The 20,662-nt window shown below is 73.1% G+C and carries 16 protein-coding genes; 6 read left to right on the top strand and 10 right to left on the bottom strand.

Annotation, left to right across the window (positions count from 1 at the left end):
* Positions 1-246: 246 nt before the first annotated feature.
* The 9 genes from AMOR_RS29415 to AMOR_RS29375 all read right to left on the bottom strand — a co-directional run bounded on the left by AMOR_RS29415 (position 247) and on the right by AMOR_RS29375 (position 12,775).
* Positions 247-909, bottom strand: a complete 663-nt coding sequence (locus tag AMOR_RS29415; RefSeq protein WP_248357322.1) for a hypothetical protein — start codon at positions 907-909, stop codon at positions 247-249.
* 150 nt (positions 910-1,059) lie between these two features.
* Complete coding sequence (locus AMOR_RS29410) at positions 1,060-2,238, bottom strand: SMP-30/gluconolactonase/LRE family protein (protein ID WP_248357321.1); 1,179 nt, start codon at positions 2,236-2,238, stop codon at positions 1,060-1,062.
* 74 nt (positions 2,239-2,312) lie between these two features.
* Positions 2,313-4,091 carry a cytochrome c3 family protein gene (locus AMOR_RS29405; protein ID WP_248357320.1) on the bottom strand — a complete coding sequence of 593 codons (1,779 nt, stop codon included), beginning with the start codon at positions 4,089-4,091 and terminating at the stop codon, positions 2,313-2,315.
* Positions 4,088-5,104, bottom strand: a complete 1,017-nt coding sequence (locus tag AMOR_RS29400; RefSeq protein WP_248357319.1) for an NHL repeat-containing protein — start codon at positions 5,102-5,104, stop codon at positions 4,088-4,090. The genes AMOR_RS29405 and AMOR_RS29400 overlap by 4 nt, the downstream gene beginning before the upstream one ends.
* Positions 5,105-5,109: 5 nt before the next feature.
* On the bottom strand, positions 5,110-6,843 hold the full coding sequence (locus AMOR_RS29395) for a hypothetical protein (RefSeq protein ID WP_248357318.1): 1,734 nt from the start codon (positions 6,841-6,843) through the stop codon (positions 5,110-5,112).
* An 11-nt stretch (positions 6,844-6,854) separates the two neighbouring features.
* Entirely contained in the window at positions 6,855-9,308 is a 2,454-nt protein-coding gene (locus AMOR_RS29390; RefSeq protein WP_248357317.1) for an AgmX/PglI C-terminal domain-containing protein, read from the bottom strand.
* Positions 9,305-9,766 (bottom strand): helix-turn-helix domain-containing protein, encoded by a 462-nt coding sequence (locus tag AMOR_RS29385; RefSeq protein WP_248357316.1) that lies wholly within the window; start codon positions 9,764-9,766, stop codon positions 9,305-9,307. Before AMOR_RS29385 ends, AMOR_RS29390 begins: the two co-directional genes overlap by 4 nt.
* Before the next feature lie 169 nt (positions 9,767-9,935).
* Positions 9,936-11,237 (bottom strand): peptidyl-prolyl cis-trans isomerase, encoded by a 1,302-nt coding sequence (locus tag AMOR_RS29380; protein ID WP_248357315.1) that lies wholly within the window; start codon positions 11,235-11,237, stop codon positions 9,936-9,938.
* Positions 11,234-12,775, bottom strand: a complete 1,542-nt coding sequence (locus AMOR_RS29375) for a cytochrome c3 family protein (RefSeq protein ID WP_248357314.1) — start codon at positions 12,773-12,775, stop codon at positions 11,234-11,236. Before AMOR_RS29375 ends, AMOR_RS29380 begins: the two co-directional genes overlap by 4 nt.
* 373 nt (positions 12,776-13,148) lie before the next feature.
* Here AMOR_RS29375 and hemA point away from each other — a divergent pair, with 373 nt between their 5' ends.
* The 3 genes from hemA (at position 13,149) to AMOR_RS29360 (ending at position 17,375) form a co-directional block, all read left to right on the top strand.
* A complete protein-coding gene (gene hemA, locus AMOR_RS29370; protein WP_248357313.1) occupies positions 13,149-14,420 on the top strand; it encodes a glutamyl-tRNA reductase in 1,272 nt (423 codons plus the stop codon).
* 70 nt (positions 14,421-14,490) lie between these two features.
* On the top strand, positions 14,491-15,999 hold the full coding sequence (locus tag AMOR_RS29365) for a sensor histidine kinase (RefSeq protein WP_248357312.1): 1,509 nt from the start codon (positions 14,491-14,493) through the stop codon (positions 15,997-15,999).
* Positions 15,996-17,375, top strand: a complete 1,380-nt coding sequence (locus AMOR_RS29360; RefSeq protein ID WP_248357311.1) for a sigma-54-dependent transcriptional regulator — start codon at positions 15,996-15,998, stop codon at positions 17,373-17,375. Before AMOR_RS29365 ends, AMOR_RS29360 begins: the two co-directional genes overlap by 4 nt.
* An 89-nt stretch (positions 17,376-17,464) precedes the next feature.
* Here the strand turns inward: AMOR_RS29360 and rpoH are convergent, their stop codons facing one another.
* Positions 17,465-18,388 carry an RNA polymerase sigma factor RpoH gene (gene rpoH / locus AMOR_RS29355; protein ID WP_248357310.1) on the bottom strand — a complete coding sequence of 308 codons (924 nt, stop codon included), beginning with the start codon at positions 18,386-18,388 and terminating at the stop codon, positions 17,465-17,467.
* Between the two features lie 301 nt (positions 18,389-18,689).
* Between rpoH and AMOR_RS29350 the strand changes: the two genes are divergently transcribed.
* From AMOR_RS29350 to rplC, 3 genes are all read left to right on the top strand, one after another.
* Positions 18,690-19,400: a histidine kinase dimerization/phospho-acceptor domain-containing protein gene (locus AMOR_RS29350; RefSeq protein ID WP_248357309.1), complete on the top strand. Its 711-nt coding sequence runs from the start codon at positions 18,690-18,692 to the stop codon at positions 19,398-19,400.
* Entirely contained in the window at positions 19,397-19,771 is a 375-nt protein-coding gene (locus AMOR_RS29345) for a response regulator (RefSeq protein ID WP_248357308.1), read from the top strand. The genes AMOR_RS29350 and AMOR_RS29345 overlap by 4 nt, the downstream gene beginning before the upstream one ends.
* 162 nt (positions 19,772-19,933) lie before the next feature.
* Positions 19,934-20,644: a 50S ribosomal protein L3 gene (gene rplC / locus AMOR_RS29340; RefSeq protein WP_248357307.1), complete on the top strand. Its 711-nt coding sequence runs from the start codon at positions 19,934-19,936 to the stop codon at positions 20,642-20,644.
* Positions 20,645-20,662: the final 18 nt, after the last annotated feature.

The raw sequence follows: 20,662 nt of genomic DNA, 5'->3' as shown, positions 1-20,662 counted from the left end.
GGCGGCGGTCAAGGCGGCGGAGGAACTCGGGGAGGGGGACCCGCGCAGCGGGGGAGGGGCGTAGCCCCTCCGCGCGGGGACCTCGCGCGTGCCCGCGAACGCGGGCGCGCGAGGTCACGGTCCCCGCGTAGCAGGGGTGGTGCCCCGACCGCTTCGCCGGCTGGGCGGGGCGGCACGCCCCGTGGAAAATGACAGCGGGGACCGGTCACCCGGTCCCCGCTCGTGCATCAGGAGCTCTGCCTCGGCCTACTTGTCGTGGCAGTTCGAGCAGATCACGTTCGCGTTCACGCGGAGGAAGCTCGCGAGGCCGGTGCCCGAGCCCGACTTGCCGTCCCACTCGCCGTGCGGATCGTGGCAGGAGCCGCACTCGACCGTGAAGTTCCCGCCGGAGGACGCGTAGAGCTTCACGCCGGTGACGCTCGCGCGGGCGACGAAGCCGGTCGCCGTCGCCGGGTAGACCACGCCGACCGGGTGGTCGTCGTTGAGGTTCGTCCCGACGACCGGGCTGCCCGCGCCACCGCCCATGAACGTGGTGTGCATCGGGGTGTTGGCGGCGAAGCCGCGGCTGCCGACGAACGTGTCGCCCATGTCGGAGACGCCGTCGTGGCAGGAGAGGCAGGTGAGCGAGTTCGCGCCGAGCGTGACGGTCTGGGGCGAGAGCGTCGTGCTCGTGTAGACGGTGAACGAGCCGCCGCCGTTGCCCACCGGAGCCTTGCGGTTCCAGAGCGGCGTGCCGGCGATGCCGATGTTCGCGTTGTGCGGCGCGTGGCAGAACTGGCAGGACGAGAGCGTGCTCACGCCGTAGGCGCCAGGGCCCGTGCTCGACAGGTCGTGCGACCCGCCCTTGATGGTGGCGCTGGCGGACGTGGCGAACGCCACGGCAGCCATCGCGACGAGAACCTTCTTCATGGAAGACCGATCCTTTCGGTTTTCTGACCGCAGCGCTCGGTGCGTGCGGCCCCCTTTGTTTGAAGGTTGTCGTTTGCAACAGGCGTTCCGATGTCACCCCCTGTAACCCTGCGAAATCCCGCGGGTCCTCCGGTAGTACCCTGCGTCAAATCACCCATCCTGGGCGTTTTGGCGGGAGGTGGCTGGGGCCGCCGCCGGCGGCGTCGCCGCGGGCGCGGCCGCAGGAGGAGCGGCCGCAGGCTCCGGCTCCCGCGCGAGGCCGTCCTGGGCCCTGGTGTTGATGAGCTCGTAGACGTTCACCAGGCCCGCCGCGAAGTCGGCCACGTAGATGGTGTTCCTCGAGTCGATGACGATCGCGGTCGGCACGAGCATGAAGCCCGGAACGTTGGCGCGCCCGGCGAACGCCATGAGCGGCTCGTACCGCGGGTTGAAGAGCTGGACGAACCCCTGCTGGCTGTCGGTGACGTAGATGTTCCCGAACGCGTCGAGGGCAATCGCCTTCGCCTTGTCGAACGTGCCCGGCTGGCCCGCGCCGATCTGGCCGAACATCCCGAGGAGCTGGCCCTCCGGATCGAACACCTGGATCCGGAAGTTCAGCATGTCCACGACGTACAGGGTGCCGTCCGGACCCACCGCGACGTTGGTCGGGAAGTTGAACTCGCCCGGGCCCGAGCCGCGCGTCCCGATCGTCCGGACGTGCTCGCCGGCGAGCGAGAAGACCTCGACGCGGTGCTTGTCCGAGTGGTTGCTGACGCCGCTCACCACGTACAGCAGCTGCCGTCGCCGGTCGATGGCGATGCCAGTCGGGCGCTCGAGGAACGCGTTCTGCAGCCGGAGGAGGAACTTCCCGTCGGGCGCGTACACCCAGATCGCGTTCTGGGCCAGGTCTGAGACGTAGAACTTCCCGGCGGCGTCCACCGCGACCGAGAACGGCCTCGAGGGCGAGCGGCCCTCGTCCTGGGCCACGATCTTCATCGAACCGCTCGAGAGGTCGACGCGGAGCAGGCGCCCCGCCGACGAGCACGCGACGAACAGGGCCTTCTCGTCCGGCGTGAGCGCGAGGCCGGTGGGCTGCGCGACGACGACGTCGCCCGACGACGGCACGAGCACGCGCAGCGCGACGTCGAAGGCGCCGGTCCGGAGCTGCTCCTCGCTGGAGAAGGCCTTCACGAACTTGATGCGCGCCTTCTCGGGCGGCGGCGGCCACACGAGGTCCTTGTCCGGCTTCTTCGAGGCCGTGGCGCACCCGCCGAGCGCGCCCGCGAGGAGCGCTCCCGCCAGCGCCGCGGCGAGGGTGCGTGGGAACCGACGGAAGTGACGAGCGTGCATCGCTTTCTCCTCGGGCTTGGCCCTCGAGTCTTGTCGCACGGGAGCCGCGTCGCGGACAAACCTCCGCCGGGCGGTCAGCGGGCCCGGCGGAGCGCGGCGCCTCGCCGGAAGCCCGCCGGGACGATCCCGCCGTAGGTCGACGCTCGGTGATCCGTCCCGTGGCAGGAGAGGGTGCAGCTCCCCTGGGCGCGCCCGAGGCTCCGGTACTGTGCGGGCCCGCCCGCCGACGCGCGGACGATCGCGAGGTCGAAGCTCACGAGGTGCGCGTTGCCGTCGGGGGTCCCCGCCGTGGCCGAGATGCCGTGGGCGGCGTGGCAGGCGGAGCAGGGCGCGTTCACCGTCGGCCCGAGGTGCCGGGCGTGCTCGGCGAACGACGACCGGGTCGAGAGCAGGACCGCGCGGTCGTGGCACTTGTAGCAGAGGGCGTACGCCGCGGGGCTCTCGACCGTCGCGTCGGAGGTGGAGTACGCGCGCTCGAGCAGGGGCGGGTAGATCGAGCCGTGGGGGCCGCGCGCACCGGACCCGCCGGCGCCCGGCCCGGTGTCCGACGCGTGGCAGTCGCCGCAGGCAACCGTCGACGCCGCGGTCCACGGCGCCCGCAGGCTCGGCACGTCCGGGTTCCGGCCCGGCCCGAGCACGGGGTGCGAGGAGACGGCGGTCGGTCCGAACACCTCGCGGAGGTTCACGTCCACCACGGCGCGGCGGACCAGGTCCGGCGGCCGCGGCCCGCCGGACTGCGGCTTGTTCGCGCTGTCCGCGTGGCACTTGAAGCAGAGCTCGTACTCGGAGCGGATCTGGGCAACCCGCGCGCCGTTCCGGTCGATGCCCCAGACGCCGGCGAGGGCGCCGCCCGGGCTCGTCCCGACGGCGGGCTGGCCGCTCGCGGCGTGCGGATCGTGGCAGTCGACGCAGGTGACGTGGCGCGTCGTGCCAGGGGACCGCTCCGGGAGCGGGCGCGCCGCGCCGGGGCGACCCTCGCCGGCGTCGTGGACGCCGCGCTCGGCGCCCGCGTGCGCGGAGGGCTTGGCGAGGTCGGCGGCGAGCGGGCGCCGCACGACGGACGTCGCGTGGCAGCGCAGGCAGAGCGCGTCGTCGTCGGCGAGGGGGCGCGCGACGAGCTGACCCTTCGGATCCGCGCCGTGGGAGGCGTGGCAGGCCATGCAGCCGGCGTCCGCGACCGAGCCCCAGCCGGCGGTGTTGCCCTCGGCCGGGCCGTAGTGCGCAGTGGACTCCGCGTGGCTCGCGCCGGGTCGCTGGACGGCGACCGCGTCGTGGCAGGTGAGGCACAGGGCGGACCGCTCGCTGGGCTTCACGAGGAACTTGCCGACCCTGGGATCGCGGTACTCCTCGTGAGGATCGTGGCACGAGGTGCACTGCACCTGCCGCCCTGCGTCGAGCTTCACCGCGTCGCCCGGCGCCGGCGCGTGCGTGCCGGAACCCGGCACCGGCGTGAACGACACCGGGTGAGTCCGCCGCAGGTCCGTCCCGAGGTTCGACGCGCGCTCGGCGCCGATGGTCGCGACCGTGGTCTCGATGCGCCTGGCGCGGGTCTGGCCGACGGCGATGGTGCCGTCGTGGCAGGAGAGGCACACCCGTGTCGCGCCGTTCGGGGAGCCCGGCCGCGCGGACATCGTCGTGCTCTCGTAGGGCCGGTGCAGCGCGACGACGTCCGGGCGGTTGTTGGAACCGTTGTGCGGGACGTGACAGAAGACGCACGGGTTCCGCTCCGACACCGCCCGGATCGGCCCCGGTCCGGTGACGGACAGGTCGTGCTTCGACCCGGCCAGCTTCCCGCCGGCCGCGACCGCGTCGGCGGCGGCGAGCAGAAGGACGAGCGCGACGAGCGGCTTCATGACCGGCCTCCCAGGATCTCGAACACGAGCACGCGGCGGTTCTGGCTGTCGGCGACGCAGAGGCGCGACCCCGCGGTCGCGACGCCGGCGGGCATTGTGAGGTAGCCCGGCTCGGAGCCGGGCGCGCCGAGCGCGGCCTCGAACGCGCCCGCCGCCGAGTAGACGAGCACGAGGTCGCGCTGCGCATCGGTCACGTAGATCCGCCCCGTGCCGTCGACCGCAACGCCCTTCGGCCGGGCGAGCGCGCCGCCCGCGTCGCCGGCCTCGCCGAAGGCGCCGAGCCAGCGGCCGTCCGGGGAGAAGCGCGCGATGCGGAAGTTGAGCGCGTCGACGACCAGCAGGTTGCCGTCGCGGTCGACGGCGACCGCGGTCGGGAAGTTCAGCTCCCCGTCCCCCTCGCCGTGCCCGCCGAACCGCGCAGCCACCTCGCCCGACGCCTCGAGCGCCACGATCTGGTGCCGCGGCGGATCCGCCACGAACACCCGTCCGCCCGCGACCGCGATCCCCGTCGGGCGCTCGAACGTCCCGGCCGCCGTCGCGCGGCAGCTGCCGTCCGGGGCGACGCGCACCACCGCGGCCGCGCCCCCGTCGGCGACCCACAGCGCTCCGTCGGGCGCCGCCGCCACCGCCATCGGGGCCTGCCACTCCCGGCCGCGGCAGCCGACGCGGGCCGGCTCGGACCCCGGCGGTAGACGCAGCACGGCCGCGCCGTCGGGATCGGCGATCGCCCACCCACCCCCGGGCAGGCCGGCGACACCGAACGGCCGCACCACCCACGCGTGCGCCTCACGGACGGGGTCGCGGCCGGTCACTGCGTCGAGGATCGTCTGCCAGGCCGACCGGGCCGGCGCGGGCGCGCCGGGGTCGGGGAACACGGCGACGAGCCGCACGCGCGCCTCCGCGGGCGGCGCGGGCCAGGCCACCTCGGGCGGCGGCCGCCCCGGTGCGACGTGCGCACAGCCGGCCCCGACGAGCAGGGCGGAGACGGAGACGAGCGACCACCGCGAGCGCATGGGACCTACCGCGAGCCGAACGTCCGGTAGAGCCGGAGCAGGACCTGGTTCGTCCGGCCGGTGCCGGCCGGCGTCTCGGAGACGACGTAGCGATCCTCGACCCCGATCCGGAGCGCCGCGTAGACGAGATCGACCGAGCCGTAGAGCTCGCCCTCGTCGAGCGCGGGGCGGTCGGGCAGGTCGGTGGAGGAGTAGAGCGCGCGACCGGTGACCGCGATTCGCCGGAAGAACAGCGTCGACCCCACGAGCGAGGCGGTCCGGACGTGCGTGTTGTAGGGGGCCGGGAGGAACAGGCCATCGCCGTTCACGCCGGTCACGGTCCCGGCGATGCCGTCGGACTGAGACGCCTGGGCGGAGAGCGTGCTCGTGCCCCAGCGGTACTCCAGGCGGCCGGAGACGGAGCGGCTCGCGCCGGCGCCGAAGAGGGGGCTTTCGTGGCGGTCGGAGGAGAGGGTGACCTGCACGCGGAGGACGCCCATGCCGAGGACGCGGTCGGCGCCGGCGAGCCCCTGCTGCCGGAAGCTCCAGCCCTGCTCGGCGGCGAGGCCGTTCGCGTAGGAGAGGTCATACGAGAGCGTCGTCCGGTACTCGCCCCAGGTGCGCGCGAGCGCCACGCCGCCCCTGCCGCCCCACGCCAGCTGCGTGTCGGCCCCGCTCGGCTCGAGGAGACCCACCGAGGGCCCGGCGTGGAGCTCGAGGGAGTCGGTGTCCGTCGCGGAGCGCCAGCGGACCGTGCCGGACAGGTCCTGCCCGGAGTTCCGCTGCAGCTCGACGCCGAGCCGGTCGTCCGCGAACGTGCCGCTCACGTCGCCCTGCAGGCTCCAGGTCGAGGTGAGGTTACGGAGGACCGAGAGCTCCATCCTGTTCGACGTGCGCTCCACGTCAGCGACGCCGGGCGCGGTCTGGACCGCGTGGCCGTACGAGTAGTTCAGGCGCGTGACGGTGGGGGCGTTTCCGTAGCCGTATCGCAGCGAGGCGAACGCCGAGTTCGTCTCCTGGCGCGGGTTGAAGGTCGAGTCGAGGCGCGGGAGCCGGAGGAAGTAGTGCTCCGAGAACTGGAGCGAGAAGGGGTCCGAGAGATTGGCGGCCGCGTTCACGTCGACCTGGTGATCGTCGTAGTTGTCCGCGGCGAACGTGCCGTCGGAGAGGTGGCCCTGGTAGCGCGCGTCGTAGGAGTACCCCGTCGCGCCGTGCTGGGCGTTCGCGGTGACCGTCTGCAGCGTGCGGCTCGACGGGCCGAGCGTCAGGACGTCCCGGGTCAGCTCGTCATAGGCATAGCCGAGCTGGACCGCGGGCCGGTCGGGGACGGCGATCGTGGCGGTGGCGCCGTAGATCCTCGACTTGAAGTCCCCGATCTGATCGCCGCTCGACGTGGAGCCGGAGTCCACGCGATCGGCGGCGAGGTCGAGCCGGAAGGGGCTCGCCGGATCGCCGAAGATCGCGCTCCGGAGCCGGTAGGACAGATCGTCGTCCACCCTGGACGGCCCGCCGAGGCTCGTCGCCAGCCGCCGGTACAGGACGCCGCCCTGGTACGCCACCGCGCCGGGCCGGTAGAAGTAGCCGGCGGCGTCGAGGGCGAGATCGAGATCGAGGCGCGGGTCGGTGAGCCTCGCGCCGGCGGGCGACCACTGGTCGTCGCGGCCGTAGAGCACGCCGACGCGCCCGCTCCACTCGAACGCGCGCGGCGCGGCGGGCGCGAGCAGCGTCGCGATCGCCATCGGTACGAGGACCCGGCGCATGGCGCACCTCCTCATCGGGCCCCCCCGCCGCGGATGATCGTGATCGGCACGTCCACCACGTACTCGGCGTCGGACGCGGGGAACTTCCAGGCGGCGGCCGCCTGCGAGAGGCAGGCCTCGAGCTCGGGTCCGGCGAGATCGCCGGTCCCGGTCGCGACCTTCGTCACCTTGCCCTGCGCCGAGACGGTGAGCCGCAGCACGCCCTCCGCGCGCGACAGGCGCTGGGCCTCGAGGACCTGCGCGACGCAGGCCTCGATGGACGGCTGCGCCGCGACGACGGCCTCGCGGATCTGGCGGCGGCCGGTCTCGCCGGCGACGAGGGCCGGCGCGGGCGCAGTCGGGGCCGTCGGGGCCGGCGCCGGGGTCGCGGGCGCGTCGGCCGCGGGCGACGGGGAGACCGACGGCTGGTCCCGGAGCGCGGAGATCACGACGTCGACGCCCTGGCCGGCCGGCCGCGTCGTGATCCGGGTGACGATCTGCTTCTCCTCGAGCGCGGCCGCCGCGAGCACGCGGCTCCGGATCTGCGCCGCGCGGCGCTGGGCCTCGGCCATGAGGCTCGGGTCCTTCGCGCGCGCCCAGATGAGCAGCTCGCACTTCTCGCGGGCGGCGAGCTTCGCGATGCTGTCCACGGTCTCGAGGTCGAGCTCGGAGATCTGGCTCGCGGGGGTCGGGAACATGACCACCGTGGCGGCCGCGACCGCCTTCTCGACGGCGACGCCGGGGTGGGCCGAGGCCGCCGCCGCGGACGGGGCGGGGGCCGCCGCGCCGGCCTGCGCGCTGCGCTCCTTCACGACGGCCGTCGGCGACTTCACGACCATGACGAACACGGCCTTGTCCTTCTGGGCGCGCGCGTCCTTCGGCAGATCGGCCGGCCGCGGCCCGGCGCTCTCCGGGCCGGCCTGCGGACCCGCGGCGCGGCGCTCGAGGAGGTCGAGCCGCTCGGCCCGCGCGTCGAGGCGGCGCTGCGAGGCGTCGAGCCGCTCGCCGCGGACCCGGAGCGTCTTCTCGACGGCGTCGATCCGCTCGCCCGTCGCCACGAGCCGCGCCTCGAGTCCGGCGAGCTGCCGGCCCTTGGCGGCGACCGCCTGCTTGCGGAGCTCGAGCTGCTGGGCGCGGTTCGAGGTGGAGGTGGCGGAGGCGGTGAGCCGGTTGACCTCCTGCCGCTCGGCGTCCTCGCGTGCGGAGGCGTCCTGCTCCTTGCCCTGCGCCGCCTCGACGGCGGGCGCGAGGCTCCGCTCCTGGGCCGCGAGCTGCCGCTCCTGGGCCGCGAGCTGCGCCTCCTGCGACTCGAGCTGGCGCTGCTGCTGGGTCGGCGCGCCGCGGAACGAGATGCGACGCTCGCGGGCGTCGAGCTGCTGCGTCCGCTCCCCGAGCGAGCGCTCGCGCTCGTCGAGGCGGCGACCCTCGGCCACGCCGTCGAGCGCGCGCGAGGCGAGGGCGTCGGCGGTCGCGCGGAGGCGGCGCTCGCGGGCGTCGGTCTGGCTCTCCGCCTCGCGCAGCTGCGACTCGAGCACGTCCTCCACCGACAGCGCCGGCGCCCTCGCCGGGGCGACGCGGCCCGGCATGGTCGACGACGCGAGCGCCGGCGGCGCGTACGGGGCGGCCTGGAGGTGGCGCGGCTCCGTCCCGAGCAGCTCGCCCGTGCGCAGGCGCAGGCGGAACCTCGGGCGGTCGTCCCGGAAGGCGAGGGCGGCCGGCGTCGCGGCGGTGTCCGGCTGCGCGGGCGCCGCCGAGGGAGCCGGCTCGGCGGTCGTCGCCGAGGTCCTGCCCGGCGGCCCGAACCCGAACCCGAGGCTCACCTGGAACCCGCTCTCCCGCGGCAGGTAGTTCACCCCGAGCGACATCCCGAGCGTCGAGAGGGCGCGCCAGCGGATCGCGGCGCCGAGGTTCGCCCCGCGCGGCCCGTTCAGCGCCTCGAGGACCGTCTCGACGTCGCTCCGGTGCACGAGCGCGATCGCCCCGCCGTAGGTCAGGCCGCGCTCGCGCCCGGACTCGCCGCCGATGAAGGCGGCGAAGCGGAGCCGGCCGGCCCGGCGCGTGGAGGCGATGAGCCGGCCACCGAGCACCTCAGAGGACCCGATGCGATCGAGGGTGCCATCGACCGCGAGCGCGGGACGTCCCTCGGTCGCGGAGAGGAGCTGCAGCTTCAGCGCGCTGCCGAACAGGACGCGCGCCGGCCGCGGATCGCCCGGCTGGCCCCACTCGCGCATCGTGAGGCCGACCTCGACGCGATCGGTGACGCCGGCGACGGCGTAGAGCGGGAGCGGCCCGAAGGTCGCCGCGTCGCCGGAGGGATGATCGAGCCGGAGCTCGGCGCCGAGGAGGCCACCGCCCACGCCGACGACCTCGCCGTCGGGGACGTCGACGAGCCCGGACTCGCCGCTGCGCGCAGGGAAGGGTGCGGCGCTGGCCGGCGAGGCGAGCACGGCGGCGGCGGCGATCGCGACGGCGAGCGACGCTCTCACGGGTTGCCCTGGCCCCCGTTACGCTCCGGGGTGGTCGCGGGCGCGACGCGCGACACCGGGCGCGTGAGGCCGAACTGCGTGAGCGTCCGCTCCACGCTGCGGACGCTCACGGCGTGCCCGAGGTGCTCCAGGTCGCCGGCGATCGCGGCGGCGCCGCGCTCGGGGTGCCTGAGCCGAGTGGTCACGATGAAGCGGACCACCTCGAGCGGACGGCGCCACGGGCTGCGCGGACCGGGCGGACGCGCCAGGAGCCCCTCGAGCCCCCCGTCGCGGAACCGGCGCAGCTTCTCGTAGTAGGTGCTGCGCGAGCGTCCGTACTGCAGCAGGACCTCGTCGAGCGGCCGGCCGCTGGTCTCGCCATCGATCAGCATCGCGAGGTCGAGCGCGGCCTCGTCCTCGGGACGGAGCGGAAGCGAGCCGCCGGGGCCCCTGATCTCGTGTGCCGGGTTACGCTTCATCGTCCGTGAGGGCCGACCGTATCTGGCGGATTGTGGCGGTGAGGCCGGCGGGCGAAGGTGCCAAGCATCCCACATGCCACGTGCAAGGCCCTGCAATCACAGGATGAGGTGTGTCCCTTGTTCGTGGTGAGGTGGGGTGCTGCACCCACGGTGGGGCAACACGCCCAGTTCATCTTGCAGCGCCCGTGGCGCGCGCGAGAGCGCCGGAGTCGATCTTGATGACGGCGTTCCTCCGGAGCTCCTCGACGCGCGCGAGCAGGAAGCGCTCGCGCTTCTCCTGGGCGGCGCCGGCGGCGACCTCGGGGATGACCTGCTGCAGCGGCTTGCGGAGCGCGGCCGCGTTCCGGTCGTAGAAGGCCTTCAGCTCGGCCTCCGTCGGAGACGGCGCCGCCGCCCGGATCCGCTCGGCGGCGAGGAGCGCGAGCACGTTCCGCTCCGCGCCGCGCACCTGCGCGCCGACCTCTGGACGCCGGTCGTACCCGCGCTCGACGGCGACGTCCTGGAGCAGCCGCGCGTCGATCTCCTGCCAGGCGACCTGGGTGCGCACCGTCGGGCCGGCCAGGTGTCCGCCCATGCCGCTCTCGGCGATGGTGCGGATCGACGGGAGGACGTCGCCGTATCGCAGGGGCTTCCCGCCGACCGTCGCGATGACGTGCTGCTGCTCCTCCGGCGTCGCGTCGAGGCCCTTCACGCCCTTCAGGAAGGCCTCGTCGAGCTGGACCCTCGCGCCGGCCCGGAGGCTCTGCGCGAGGTGCGCGCGCGCCTGGGTCGCGAGCTGCTTCCTCGCGTGCTCCACGAGCGACTCGCGCTTCGCCGCGAACCCCTTCTCGTCGCCGATCTCGATCGCGAGGACCCGCGCGACGGTGAAGCCCGGGCCGGCGGCGACCGGGCCGACGACGGCGCCGGGCTTCGCCGCGAAGACCGCGGCCGCCAGGGCCGGCGCGAGCTGCGCGCGCAGCAGGAACGGCGCGCTCTCGGGCGTCGGGTACAGCTGCGCGACGACCGCGCCCTTCGCCTCCGCGGCGAAGGAGGAGCCCCTCGCGATCCGATCGCGCGCCGCGCCGGCCGCCTCGCTCGTCTCGAACGCGAGAGTCTCGAGCCGCGCGAAGTCGCTGCTCGCGTGGTACATCTCGCGGAGCATCGACTCCGGGGGCGCGACGCTCGCCACCTCCGCGTCGAGCAGGGCCGCCGCGGCGAACCGGCGCCGCGTGGCCTCGATGCGCGCGAGGTACGCCGGGTCCTTCCGCAGCCCGAGCCGCTCCGCCTCCGCCGCGAGCAGCACCTCGTCCACCAGCGTCGAGAGCACCTGCGCGGCCTCGAGGTGCTCACCCTGCGCGCCGAACGCCGCGGCGCGCTGCGCGACGGCCGCGGCGTCGAGCACGACGGCGTCGACGCGCGCGACGACCTCGGAGGCGCCCGTGGGAGGCGGCGCGGCGGCGAGCGCAGCGGCGACGAGGAGCGACGCGATCACCGGACCACCTCCCCGGCGCCGCTGCCCGGCGCGCCTGCGCCGCCGCCCGCGCCTCCGCCGACGCCGCTGGCCGGCGTCGCCGCCGGACGCTTCGCCCGCGAGACGATGTTCTTCAGCTCGGGGCGCTTGCCGGACTTGTCGCCGTGGCACCCGTCGCACGACTCCATCGCATTCGACCCGTAGTAGAACAGCCGCGGGTTGTCCGAGCCGTGCGGGTCGTGGCAGCTCGCGCAGGAGAAGTCGCGGCCGGGCCGGCGCGGGTCGTTGAGCTCGCCGCCGACCGGGTGGCCGCCCGCGGCGATGGCGGTGACGTGCCTCCCGTCCTTCTGGTCGGGGTGGCACGCCGTGCAGACCGCGTTGACCTTCTTCGAGAGGAGGCCACGGTTCGCGGTGCCGTGCGGATCGTGGCAGCCGGTGCACCCGTACCGCTCGAGCGCGGCGTGCTTGACCTTCTTCTCGTCGAGCGGCTTGTGACACTTGTAGCAGGCCGCCTTGCCTTCGCCGCCCTTCAGCGCGTACCGCGACGCGCCGCCGTGCGGGTCGTGGCACTGCTCGCAGCCCTTCGCCACCGGTGCATGCACGACCTTCCGGCCGGTCAGGTCGTCCTGGTGGCAGAGGAAGCACGTCTCCTGCGTCGTCGCCTTCGCCAGGAGCTTCGCGTTGTCGGACGCGTGCGGGTCGTGGCACACGGCGCAGTCGCCGACCAGGACGGCGCCGTGCGGGAACTTGGACCGGTCCTTCCGCTCGTGGCAGCCGTAGCAGAGCTCCACCACGGACTTCTTGAGCAGCTTGCGGTTGTCGCTCGAGTGCCCGCCGTCGTGGCAACCGAGGCAGTCGGTGCGCTTCAGCGCCGCGTGGACGACCGCCTTCGCGAGATCGACCCGGAATGCAGGCCCAGGGGTGCCCTTGCCGGTGGGCGCCTTCGCGTCGTGGCACTTGAGGCAGAACGCGCTCCCGCTCTCCGCCTTGATCGCGTTCGGGAGGTTGCCGCCGTGCGCGTCGTGGCACTCGAGGCAGCGGCCCTCCGCCACGGGCGCGTGCTTCACCGCCTTCGTGAGGAGCGGCTCCGGCTCGTGGCAGGTGAAGCAGACCTTCTCGCGGGGCTCGTTCAGCAGGCCCGCGTTATTCGAGGCGTGCGCCTCGTGGCAGGAGAGGCAGCTCCCCTGGCGCACGGCGGTGTGCACGGACTTGGACTGGTCCTTCCGCGCGTGGCAGCCGTAGCAGAGCTCCGGCTCGGTCCGGATCAGCGTCCAGTGCGTCGCCGTGCGGGCGCGGCACTTGCCCTGCTCGCCGGCGGCGGGCTTGTGGCACGCCTGGCAGTCGTGCTTCTGCAGCGCGCCGTGGACGATCGTCCGCTGCGTGAGCTGCGCGTGACAGCCGGAGCACCGCTCCGCGGCGGGGGGCGCCGCGACGGCCGGGGCGGGCGCGCCGGACGGCGGCGTCGCGCGGGGCGGCTGCTGCTGCCCGTACGCGCCCTGTGTGCAGAAAAGGATGAGCGCGACGTACATCACTCCGCCGAGACGGAGGGTCCGTACCACAGCGGCGCTGTAGGCGTGTTGGGCGGCGGATCTCGCGTACACGGGGATCGACACTCCGTTCGCTGCGGCGTGGACTGGGGGTGCGCGGGTGTGCAATCAGGGTGCCGTAATGTTCCACGGTCCACGCGGCAATCGGCCACCCGCGACGTTCGGGGTCCGGTGACCGTGGGACGGGCCCAGTTACGGAAGTTGTCAGTGCCAAATGAAAACTCCCGCGCAGCCATGCAGCCGTTTCGTCGGCGATCGCGAATCGGGTGAAAAGGCGCAAGCGTTGCGTGATTTCACCCGCCCGTCTGCCGGAATTTGGCGCGGTCCGGCGGGGGCACGCGGATTGCTCTAGTGCCGCGGAATCCCGGGTAAGGAGGGCGTCGTTTTGCTCGTCGCCGTCGGGCTCAACCAGAAGGGCGCGACCGTCGCGGATCGCGAGGTCCTCGCCATCCCCGCCGAGCAGTGGCCGGAGGTTCTCGCCGGCTACGCGGCGCTGGGCGGCGTGGACGAGGTGGTTGTGCTGTCCACCTGCTATCGCGTCGAGCTGTACGCTGCGACCCGATGTCCCGCCGCGGCCTCGATGGCGCTGCGGCAGGCGATGCAGGCGCGGGCGGGCCGCGACCTGCCGCTGTTCGAGCTCCACGGCGAGGAGGCGTTCCGGCACCTCGTGCGCGTCGCCGCCAGCCTCGAGTCGGCGATCGTCGGCGAGCCCCAGATCCAGGGGCAGGTGAAGGACGCCTTCCAGCGCGCCGTCGACGTCGGCACGGCCGGCAAGGAGCTCACCACGGTGCTCTCCCGCGCGCTCGCGGCCGCCAAGCGGGTGCGGACCGAGACCGCCGTCGGCCGCGCGGGCGTCTCCTGGGGCCACGCCGCCGTCGCCCTCGCGGAGAAGGTCCTCGGGCCGCTCGCCGGCTGTCGCGCGGTGGTGCTCGGCGCGGGCGAGATGGCGCGGCTCTCCGCGCAGCACCTCCGGGACCAGAAGGCCTCCGTCGTCGTCCTGAACCGGACGGTCGCGAATGCCGAGGCGCTCGCCGCGGAGCTCGGCGCGACGGCGAGGCCGCTCGAGGCGCTCGAGGAGGAGCTCCGGCACGCCGACGTGGTGATCTCCGCGGCGCCGGCCGCGCCGGCCGCCTTCGCCCCTGCGGCGATGGCAGCCCTCGTCCGCTCGCGGCGTCGCCGCATCGTCCTCGTCGATCTCGCGGTCCCGCGCGCGATCCCCGCCGAGACCGGCGCGATCCCGGACGTCTACCTCTGCGACGTCGACGATCTCGATCGCGTGATGAAGGCCGCGCTCGCCGAGCGCGCGACCGCCGCGCACGAGGGCGGGAACATCGTCGAGGAGGAGGTCCAGAAGTTCGCGCGCGCCGAGGCCGAGCGCCGGGCCGCGCCGCTCATCCAGGAGATGCGCAGCCGCGCCGCCGAGATCGCGCGCGAGGAGGTGGAGCGGACGCTCCGCCGCCTCGGCGAGGACCCGGAGCTCGCGCGGCGCCTCGACGCGATGGCGGGCTCGATCGTCTCGAAGCTCCTCCACGCGCCGAGCGCCCGGCTGCGCAGGGCGGCGACCGAGGGAGGGGCCGGCGAGCCGCTCGTCGAGGCCGCCGTGCAGATCTTCGGGCTGTCGGCGCCCGCGCACGCGCGCCGCGGCGAGGCCGCCTGACGGCCGGCCCCTTCACGCGGGGCCGCCGCCCTGCGATGATTGCCGAAGTGAAAGAACGGAACCGGCGCGGATGAACTTCCTCGAGCGCATCTACCAGCGGCTGGACTCGAGCCTCCGCGCGCGCATCCTCGTCCCCACCGCGCTCCTGTTCGCCCTGACGCTCTCGGCCATGGTCGCGGCCGCCGTCCACTTCTACGGCTCGGACATGGAGCGCGGCCGCCAGGAGCGGGCCGAGATCTTCGCCGGGATGGTCGCGTCCGGCGTGTCGAACGTCATGCTGGCCGGCCGCCCGCAGGACGTCTCCGGGCTGCTCGACGCGCTGGTCGCGCACCGGAGCGATCTCGTCTCCGCGAGCCTCATCAACCCGGGCGGGCACGTCTCCGTGTCGTCGAGCCCCGGCCTGCTCGGGCGCGTGCCGTGGGACGGCATCCACCGCGTCGAGGCCGTGAAGGTCGTGACGAGCTTCACGGGGGACCGCGGCGAGTACGCGGTCCTGCAGCCCATCGTGAACGGCGAGGCGTGCACCCGCTGCCACGACGTGCGCCAGCCCGTGAACGGCTGGCTCGACCTGCGCTTCACCCGGGATCCCGTCCTCGCGGCCCAGGCGCAGCTCGCGAAGACGCTGTCGCTCTCCGCCGCCGCAGCGTTCGTCTGCCTCCTCGGCATCGCGCTCTGGCTGCTCGGCCGGGAGGCGGTCACGCCGCTCCAGCGCCTGGTCACCGTGATGAGGCGCGCCGAGGCGGGCGAGCTGACGGTCCGCGCCGACGAGGGTCGGCCGGACGAGGTCGGCGTCGCGGCGCGGGGGTTCGACGCGACGCTCACCGCGCTGCGGCGAAGCCAGGCCGAGCTCGAGGCGTTCTACCGGGAGCGGATGGTGCGCGCCGACCGGTTCGCCGCGGTCGGTGAGATCGCGACGGGGCTCGCCCACGAGATCAAGAACCCGCTCGCCGGGCTCTCCGGCGCGCTCGAGCTGCTCTCGGAGGACCTCGCGCGCGATCCGCGGCACGCGGAGATCGTCTCGGAGATGCAGCACCAGGTGAACCGGCTGACGCACACCATGGAGAGCCTCCTCAGCTTCGCCCGACCCCCGAAGGCGAAGCTCCGCTCGACGGACGCGAACGCGTCCATCGAGAAGGTGCTCTTCCTCATCCGGCAGCAGTCCCGGAACGCGGGCATCACCCTGCATTCCGAGCTGGCGCCCAACCTCCCGACCGTCCTGGCGGATCCCGCCCAGCTCGAGCAGGTCTTCCTGAACATCTGCCTCAACGCCTGCCAGGCGATGGCGGCGCGCGGCGAGGGGGGGAAGCTCACGCTTCGCTCCCGTGCGGCCGAGGGCACCGTGGTCGTGGACATCGAGGACACCGGGCCCGGGATCCCGGCCGACGTCCGCGCCCAGGTGTTCAAGCCTTTCTTCACGACGAAGCGGGAGGGAAACGGTTTGGGGCTGGCGATCAGTGCCCGGATCGTGGCAGAGCACGGCGGCCACATCGGCTACCGGTGCCCGCCCGACGGTGGCACCGTCTTCACCGTGACCCTGCATCAGGCACGCCCCGGGCGCGCCGCGGAGCATGCCGCATGAACGATGCCTCGGCCCGCATCCTCGTCGTCGACGACGAGAAGCTCATCCGCTGGTCGGTGGCGGAGCGGCTTCAGCGCGACGGCTACGAGGTGCTGTCGGCGGAGTCGGGCGAGCAGGCGCTCGAGATGATCTCGGCGTCCCCGCCGGACCTCATGCTGCTCGACGTGAGGCTCCCCGGGATCGACGGCGTGCAGACGCTCCAGCGCGCGCTCTCGCTCCACCCCGAGGTGGCGGTGCTGATGATGTCCGCCCACTCGACCGTGGACGTCGCGGTCGAGGCGATGAAGCACGGCGCCATCGACTTCCTCGTGAAGCCGTTCCCGTTCCAGCAGCTCGATGCCGCCGTCCAGCGCGCGCTCGCGAACTCCCGCACGCGCCGGCAGATCGCCACGCTCACGAGCGACAAGCGCGGGGCGAGCGCGCTCGAGGCGATCGTGGGCGGCTCCGCCGCGATGGAGCAGGTGCGGAGCATGATCTCCCGCCTCGCCACCAGCGACACCACGACCGTCCTCATCGAGGGCGAGAGCGGCGCCGGCAAGGAGGTCGTCGCGCGGGCGATCCACTTCCAGAGCGCGCGCGCGGACAAGCCGATCATGCAGGTGAACTGCGCGGCGCTCCCCGAGCACCTCCTCGAGTCGGAGCTGTTCGGCCACGAGCGCGGCGCGTTCACCGACGCGCACACCCAGAAGCGCGGCCTGTTCGAGTCCGCCGAGGGCGGCTCGGTGATGCTCGACGAGATCGGCGACCTGCCGCCGGGCGGCCAGGCCAAGCTCCTCCGCCTCCTCGAGAACAAGGCGTTTCGCCGGGTCGGCGGCGTCCAGGAGCTGCGGGCCGACGTCCGGGTCATCGCCGCGACCAACGTCAACCTCGAGGAGCGCGTCTCCGAGGGGCGCTTCCGGGCCGACCTGTTCTTCCGCCTGAACGTGGTCCGGATCGTCGTGCCGCCGCTCCGGGAGCACCTCGACGACGTCCCGACGCTCGCGGCGCACTTCATCGTGCGCTTCAACCAGGAGATGAAGCGTCAGGTGAAGGGGATCTCGCCTGCCGCCCTCGAGATGCTGAAGGGCTATCACTGGCCCGGCAACGTTCGCGAGCTGCGGAACGTCGTCGAGCGCGCGTTCATCCTGCACGCCGGCACCGACGAGATCCGCCCCGAGCACCTCACGCCCGAGCTGCGTCGCGTCGCGCCGCCGAAGCGGCAGGAGAAGATCGTCCCGCAGATCACCGAGGAGGGCCTCGTGCTCGACGACGTCGAGCGCCGGCTCATCGCGGAGGCGATGGAGCGCGCGAGCGGCAACCAGTCCAAGGCCGCGCGCCTCCTCGGCGTGTCGCGCGACACGCTCCGCTACCGCCTGAAGAAGCACGGGATGGCGTAGGCGGCGCCGCCGCGGTCCGGAAACGAAACGGCCCGGGATCTCCCGGGCCGCTCGCTTCCGTCGCTTCGCCGGCCCGGAGGCCGCAGCCGCTACGCGATCGCGCGGTCGTCGATCTCCACCGGCTTGCCGTCCGTCGGCCAGTCGATCTCGGCCGCGAGCAGCTGCAGCTCCTGCTTCAGCTTCTCCTTGGCGCGGATCTCGAGCTGCCGGGCGCGCTCGCGGGAGAAGCCGAAGTGCTCGCCCAGCTCCTTCAGCGTGAGCGGGCGGTCGCTCATGACGCGCATCTCGATGATGTAGCGCTCGCGCTGGTCGAGGTGGGCGAGGGCCTCGCCGACCTTCCCGTGCACGATCTTCTGCTCCTCGGCTCCGGAGAGCTCGTCGTCCTGGCCGGGGGCGCCCGCGACCACGAAGTCGACGTGGCTGTAACTTCCGTCGTCCCCGAGCGGTGCGTCGAGCGAGAGATCGCGGCCTTCCATCCGCTGCTCCATCTCGCGGACCTCTCCCGGCTTCACGCGGAGCTTCTTCGCGACCTTGTTCGCGTCGTGCCCGTCCGAGTCGACGCCGTGCTCGGAGGACATCTTGTCCAGCTCGCGCTTCGTGCGGGCGAGGGAGAAGAACAGCTTCCGCTGCGCCTGCGTGGTCCCGAGCTTCACGAGCGACCAGGACTTGAGGATGTAGTTCTGGATGTACGCGCGGATCCACCACACCGCGTAGGAGATGAGGCGGATGCCCTTGTCCGGGTCGAACTTCTGCACCGCCTTCATGAGGCCGATGTTTCCCTCCTGGATGAGGTCGGCCATCTTGAAGCCGTAGGAGCGGTACTCGTAGGCGACCTTCACGACGAACCGGAGGTTGGCGGTCACGAGCCGGTGCGCTGCGCGCGTGTCGGCGTCCTTGCGGAACTCGCGCGCGAGGCGCTGCTCGTCCTCGACGGAGAGCAGCGGGAACCGGTTGATCTCCGAGAGATAAAGCTCGAGGGAGCTCGTCGTGCTCGGATAGGGCTGGCGGGTCATCTGGCCTCCTGGTGTACTCCGTCGTCGCCTCCCTACGCACCAAGCAACCGGTGTGCCGCCAGGGCCCCGAACGGATAACCCCCTGAATACGGCTGCTTGGCCGGAGGGCGGCGCTAGGGGTCCCGAGCCGGGGGCTATAATCATTACAGGGTCCCAAAAGAAAGGCCCTCCTCTTGGGTTTTTTGCCTGTAATAGTTTCAAAGACCTCTTTCAGACCTCGGTCGACCCACTTGCGGATGGTCGCTCGTCTCCCCATCGTGAGTGTTCGTCTCCGCGACAAAACGACCGAACGGGTACGTGCATGTCCGCAAAAGACGATGACGTTCCTCGGCCGGAGGAATCCCGAGAGCGCGAGACGCGCGGCAACTACCTGGGCTTCGTCGCGCACGAGGTCAGGAATCCGCTGTCGACCGCGCTCTGGTCGGCGGAGCTGCTCGCCCGGATGGCCGCCGAGGAGCGGGGCGGGCCGCGCGGCGAGAAGCTGACCGCCATGTGCCTGCGCTCGCTCGGGCGCGTGCGCCAGCTCATCGAGGACCACTTCCTGAGCGAGCGGCTCGACGTCGGCGGGATCCCGATCCGTCCCGAGTCGCTCGTCATCGGAGCGGTCGTCGAGGAGGCCGCCGGCCGCCGGCCGCCGGACGTCGGCGCCGTCACGATCGACGGCGACGCGTCGGTGACGCTCGAGATCGACCGGGCGCTCCTCGACCGGGCGCTCGACGCGCTGCTCGCGGCCGCCGGACGGGAGGCGGCGCCGGTGCGCGTGACGGTGCGGTCCGACGGGGGGCGTCTGGCGCTCGCGATCGCCGGCGCGCCCGCGGCGGCCGATGCGCTCGAGGATCCGAAGAAGGGCTCGCCGAGCGATCTGAAGGGGCGGGCGCTCGCCCTGCCGCTCGTACGGCGCGTGGCGCCGGCGCTGGGGGGAACGCTGGCCGTCGAGGGGGGAGCGTTCGTGCTGACGCTCCCGCTGCAGGCGGCCTATACTTCCCGCCCCGACGCCGCCGCCCACCCATGAACCGACCGCTCGTCCTCGTCGTCGACGACGATCCCGACATCCTCGATGCCATCTGCGACATCCTGGAGGCCGAAGGCTATCGCGTCGCCCGCGCCCGCCACGGGCTGGAGGCGCTCGAGCGCGTGAGCGAGGAGCTCCCCGCCGTCATCCTCCTGGACCTGATGATGCCGGTGATGGACGGACTCGCGTTCGCGAACGCGCTCCGGCAGCGGCCCGTGCCGCGGAGGATCCCGATCGTCGTGATCTCGGCGGATGGGAACCCGCAGAAGGTGGCGGCGCTCGGCGCGCAGGGCTACCTCGCGAAGCCGTTCGACATCGACGCGCTGCTCACGCACGTGTCCCACATGGCGGGCCACGCGGTCCCACGGTAGCAGGCGGTCCGCGCGGGGCGATCGCCGGCCGGCGCCAGACCGCCCCTGGTTTCGCGGTGTTCCCTTGACACGACGGGCGCGGACGGGTAGATAGCCGACCCTTTCCAAGTGCACGTCCTCCGCGGCCTTTCTCGACGCGCGGCGGACCAATGCGAGGTGTTCATGGCGACCGGACTGTTGGCGAAGAAGGTTGGGATGACGCAGATCTTCACGCCCGAGGGCGACTGCGTTCCCGTGACGGTGATCGAGGCGGGCCCCTGCACCGTGGTCCGCCGGAAGACGGCGGAGAAGGACGGCTACGACGCCGTCGTGCTCGGCTGGGAGACCGTCGACGAGAAGCACGCGCACCGGCTCACGAAGGCGGAGGTCGGCGTCTTCAAGAAGGCCGGCACGCCGATCTTCCGGCACGTGAAGGAGATCCGCGTCAAGGACGCGAAGCTCCTCGGCGACCTGAAGGCGGGTGACGTCCTCACCGTCGACAAGGTCTTCAAGCCGAACCAGCGCATCGACGTCTCCGGCGTCACGAAGGGCCGCGGCTTCGCCGGCGTCGTGAAGAAGTGGGGGATGAAGGGTGCCGCCCGCGACTCCTCCACGTCCCACGAGCACCACCGGCACATCGGCGCGATCGGTCAGCGCAAGACGCCGGGCAAGGTGTGGAAGGGCAAGCACCTCCCCGGCCACTACGGCAGCGACAACGTCACGATCCAGAACCTCACGGTCGTCGGCGTCGAGGCCGAGAAGAACCTCCTCCTCGTGTCCGGCGCCGTCCCCGGCCACGCGGATGGGGTCCTGTTCGTGAACACCGCCGTGAAGGGCCAGCCGCGGCCGAAGCAGAAGCAGGAAGAGCGCGCCCGCGCGAAGCCGAAGGTCTAGCGACCTCGGCAGCACGCC

It is taken from the genome of Anaeromyxobacter oryzae (assembly GCF_023169945.1).
Lineage (GTDB): Bacteria > Myxococcota > Myxococcia > Myxococcales > Anaeromyxobacteraceae > Anaeromyxobacter > Anaeromyxobacter oryzae.
This window is presented reverse-complemented; position numbering and strand designations above follow the sequence as displayed.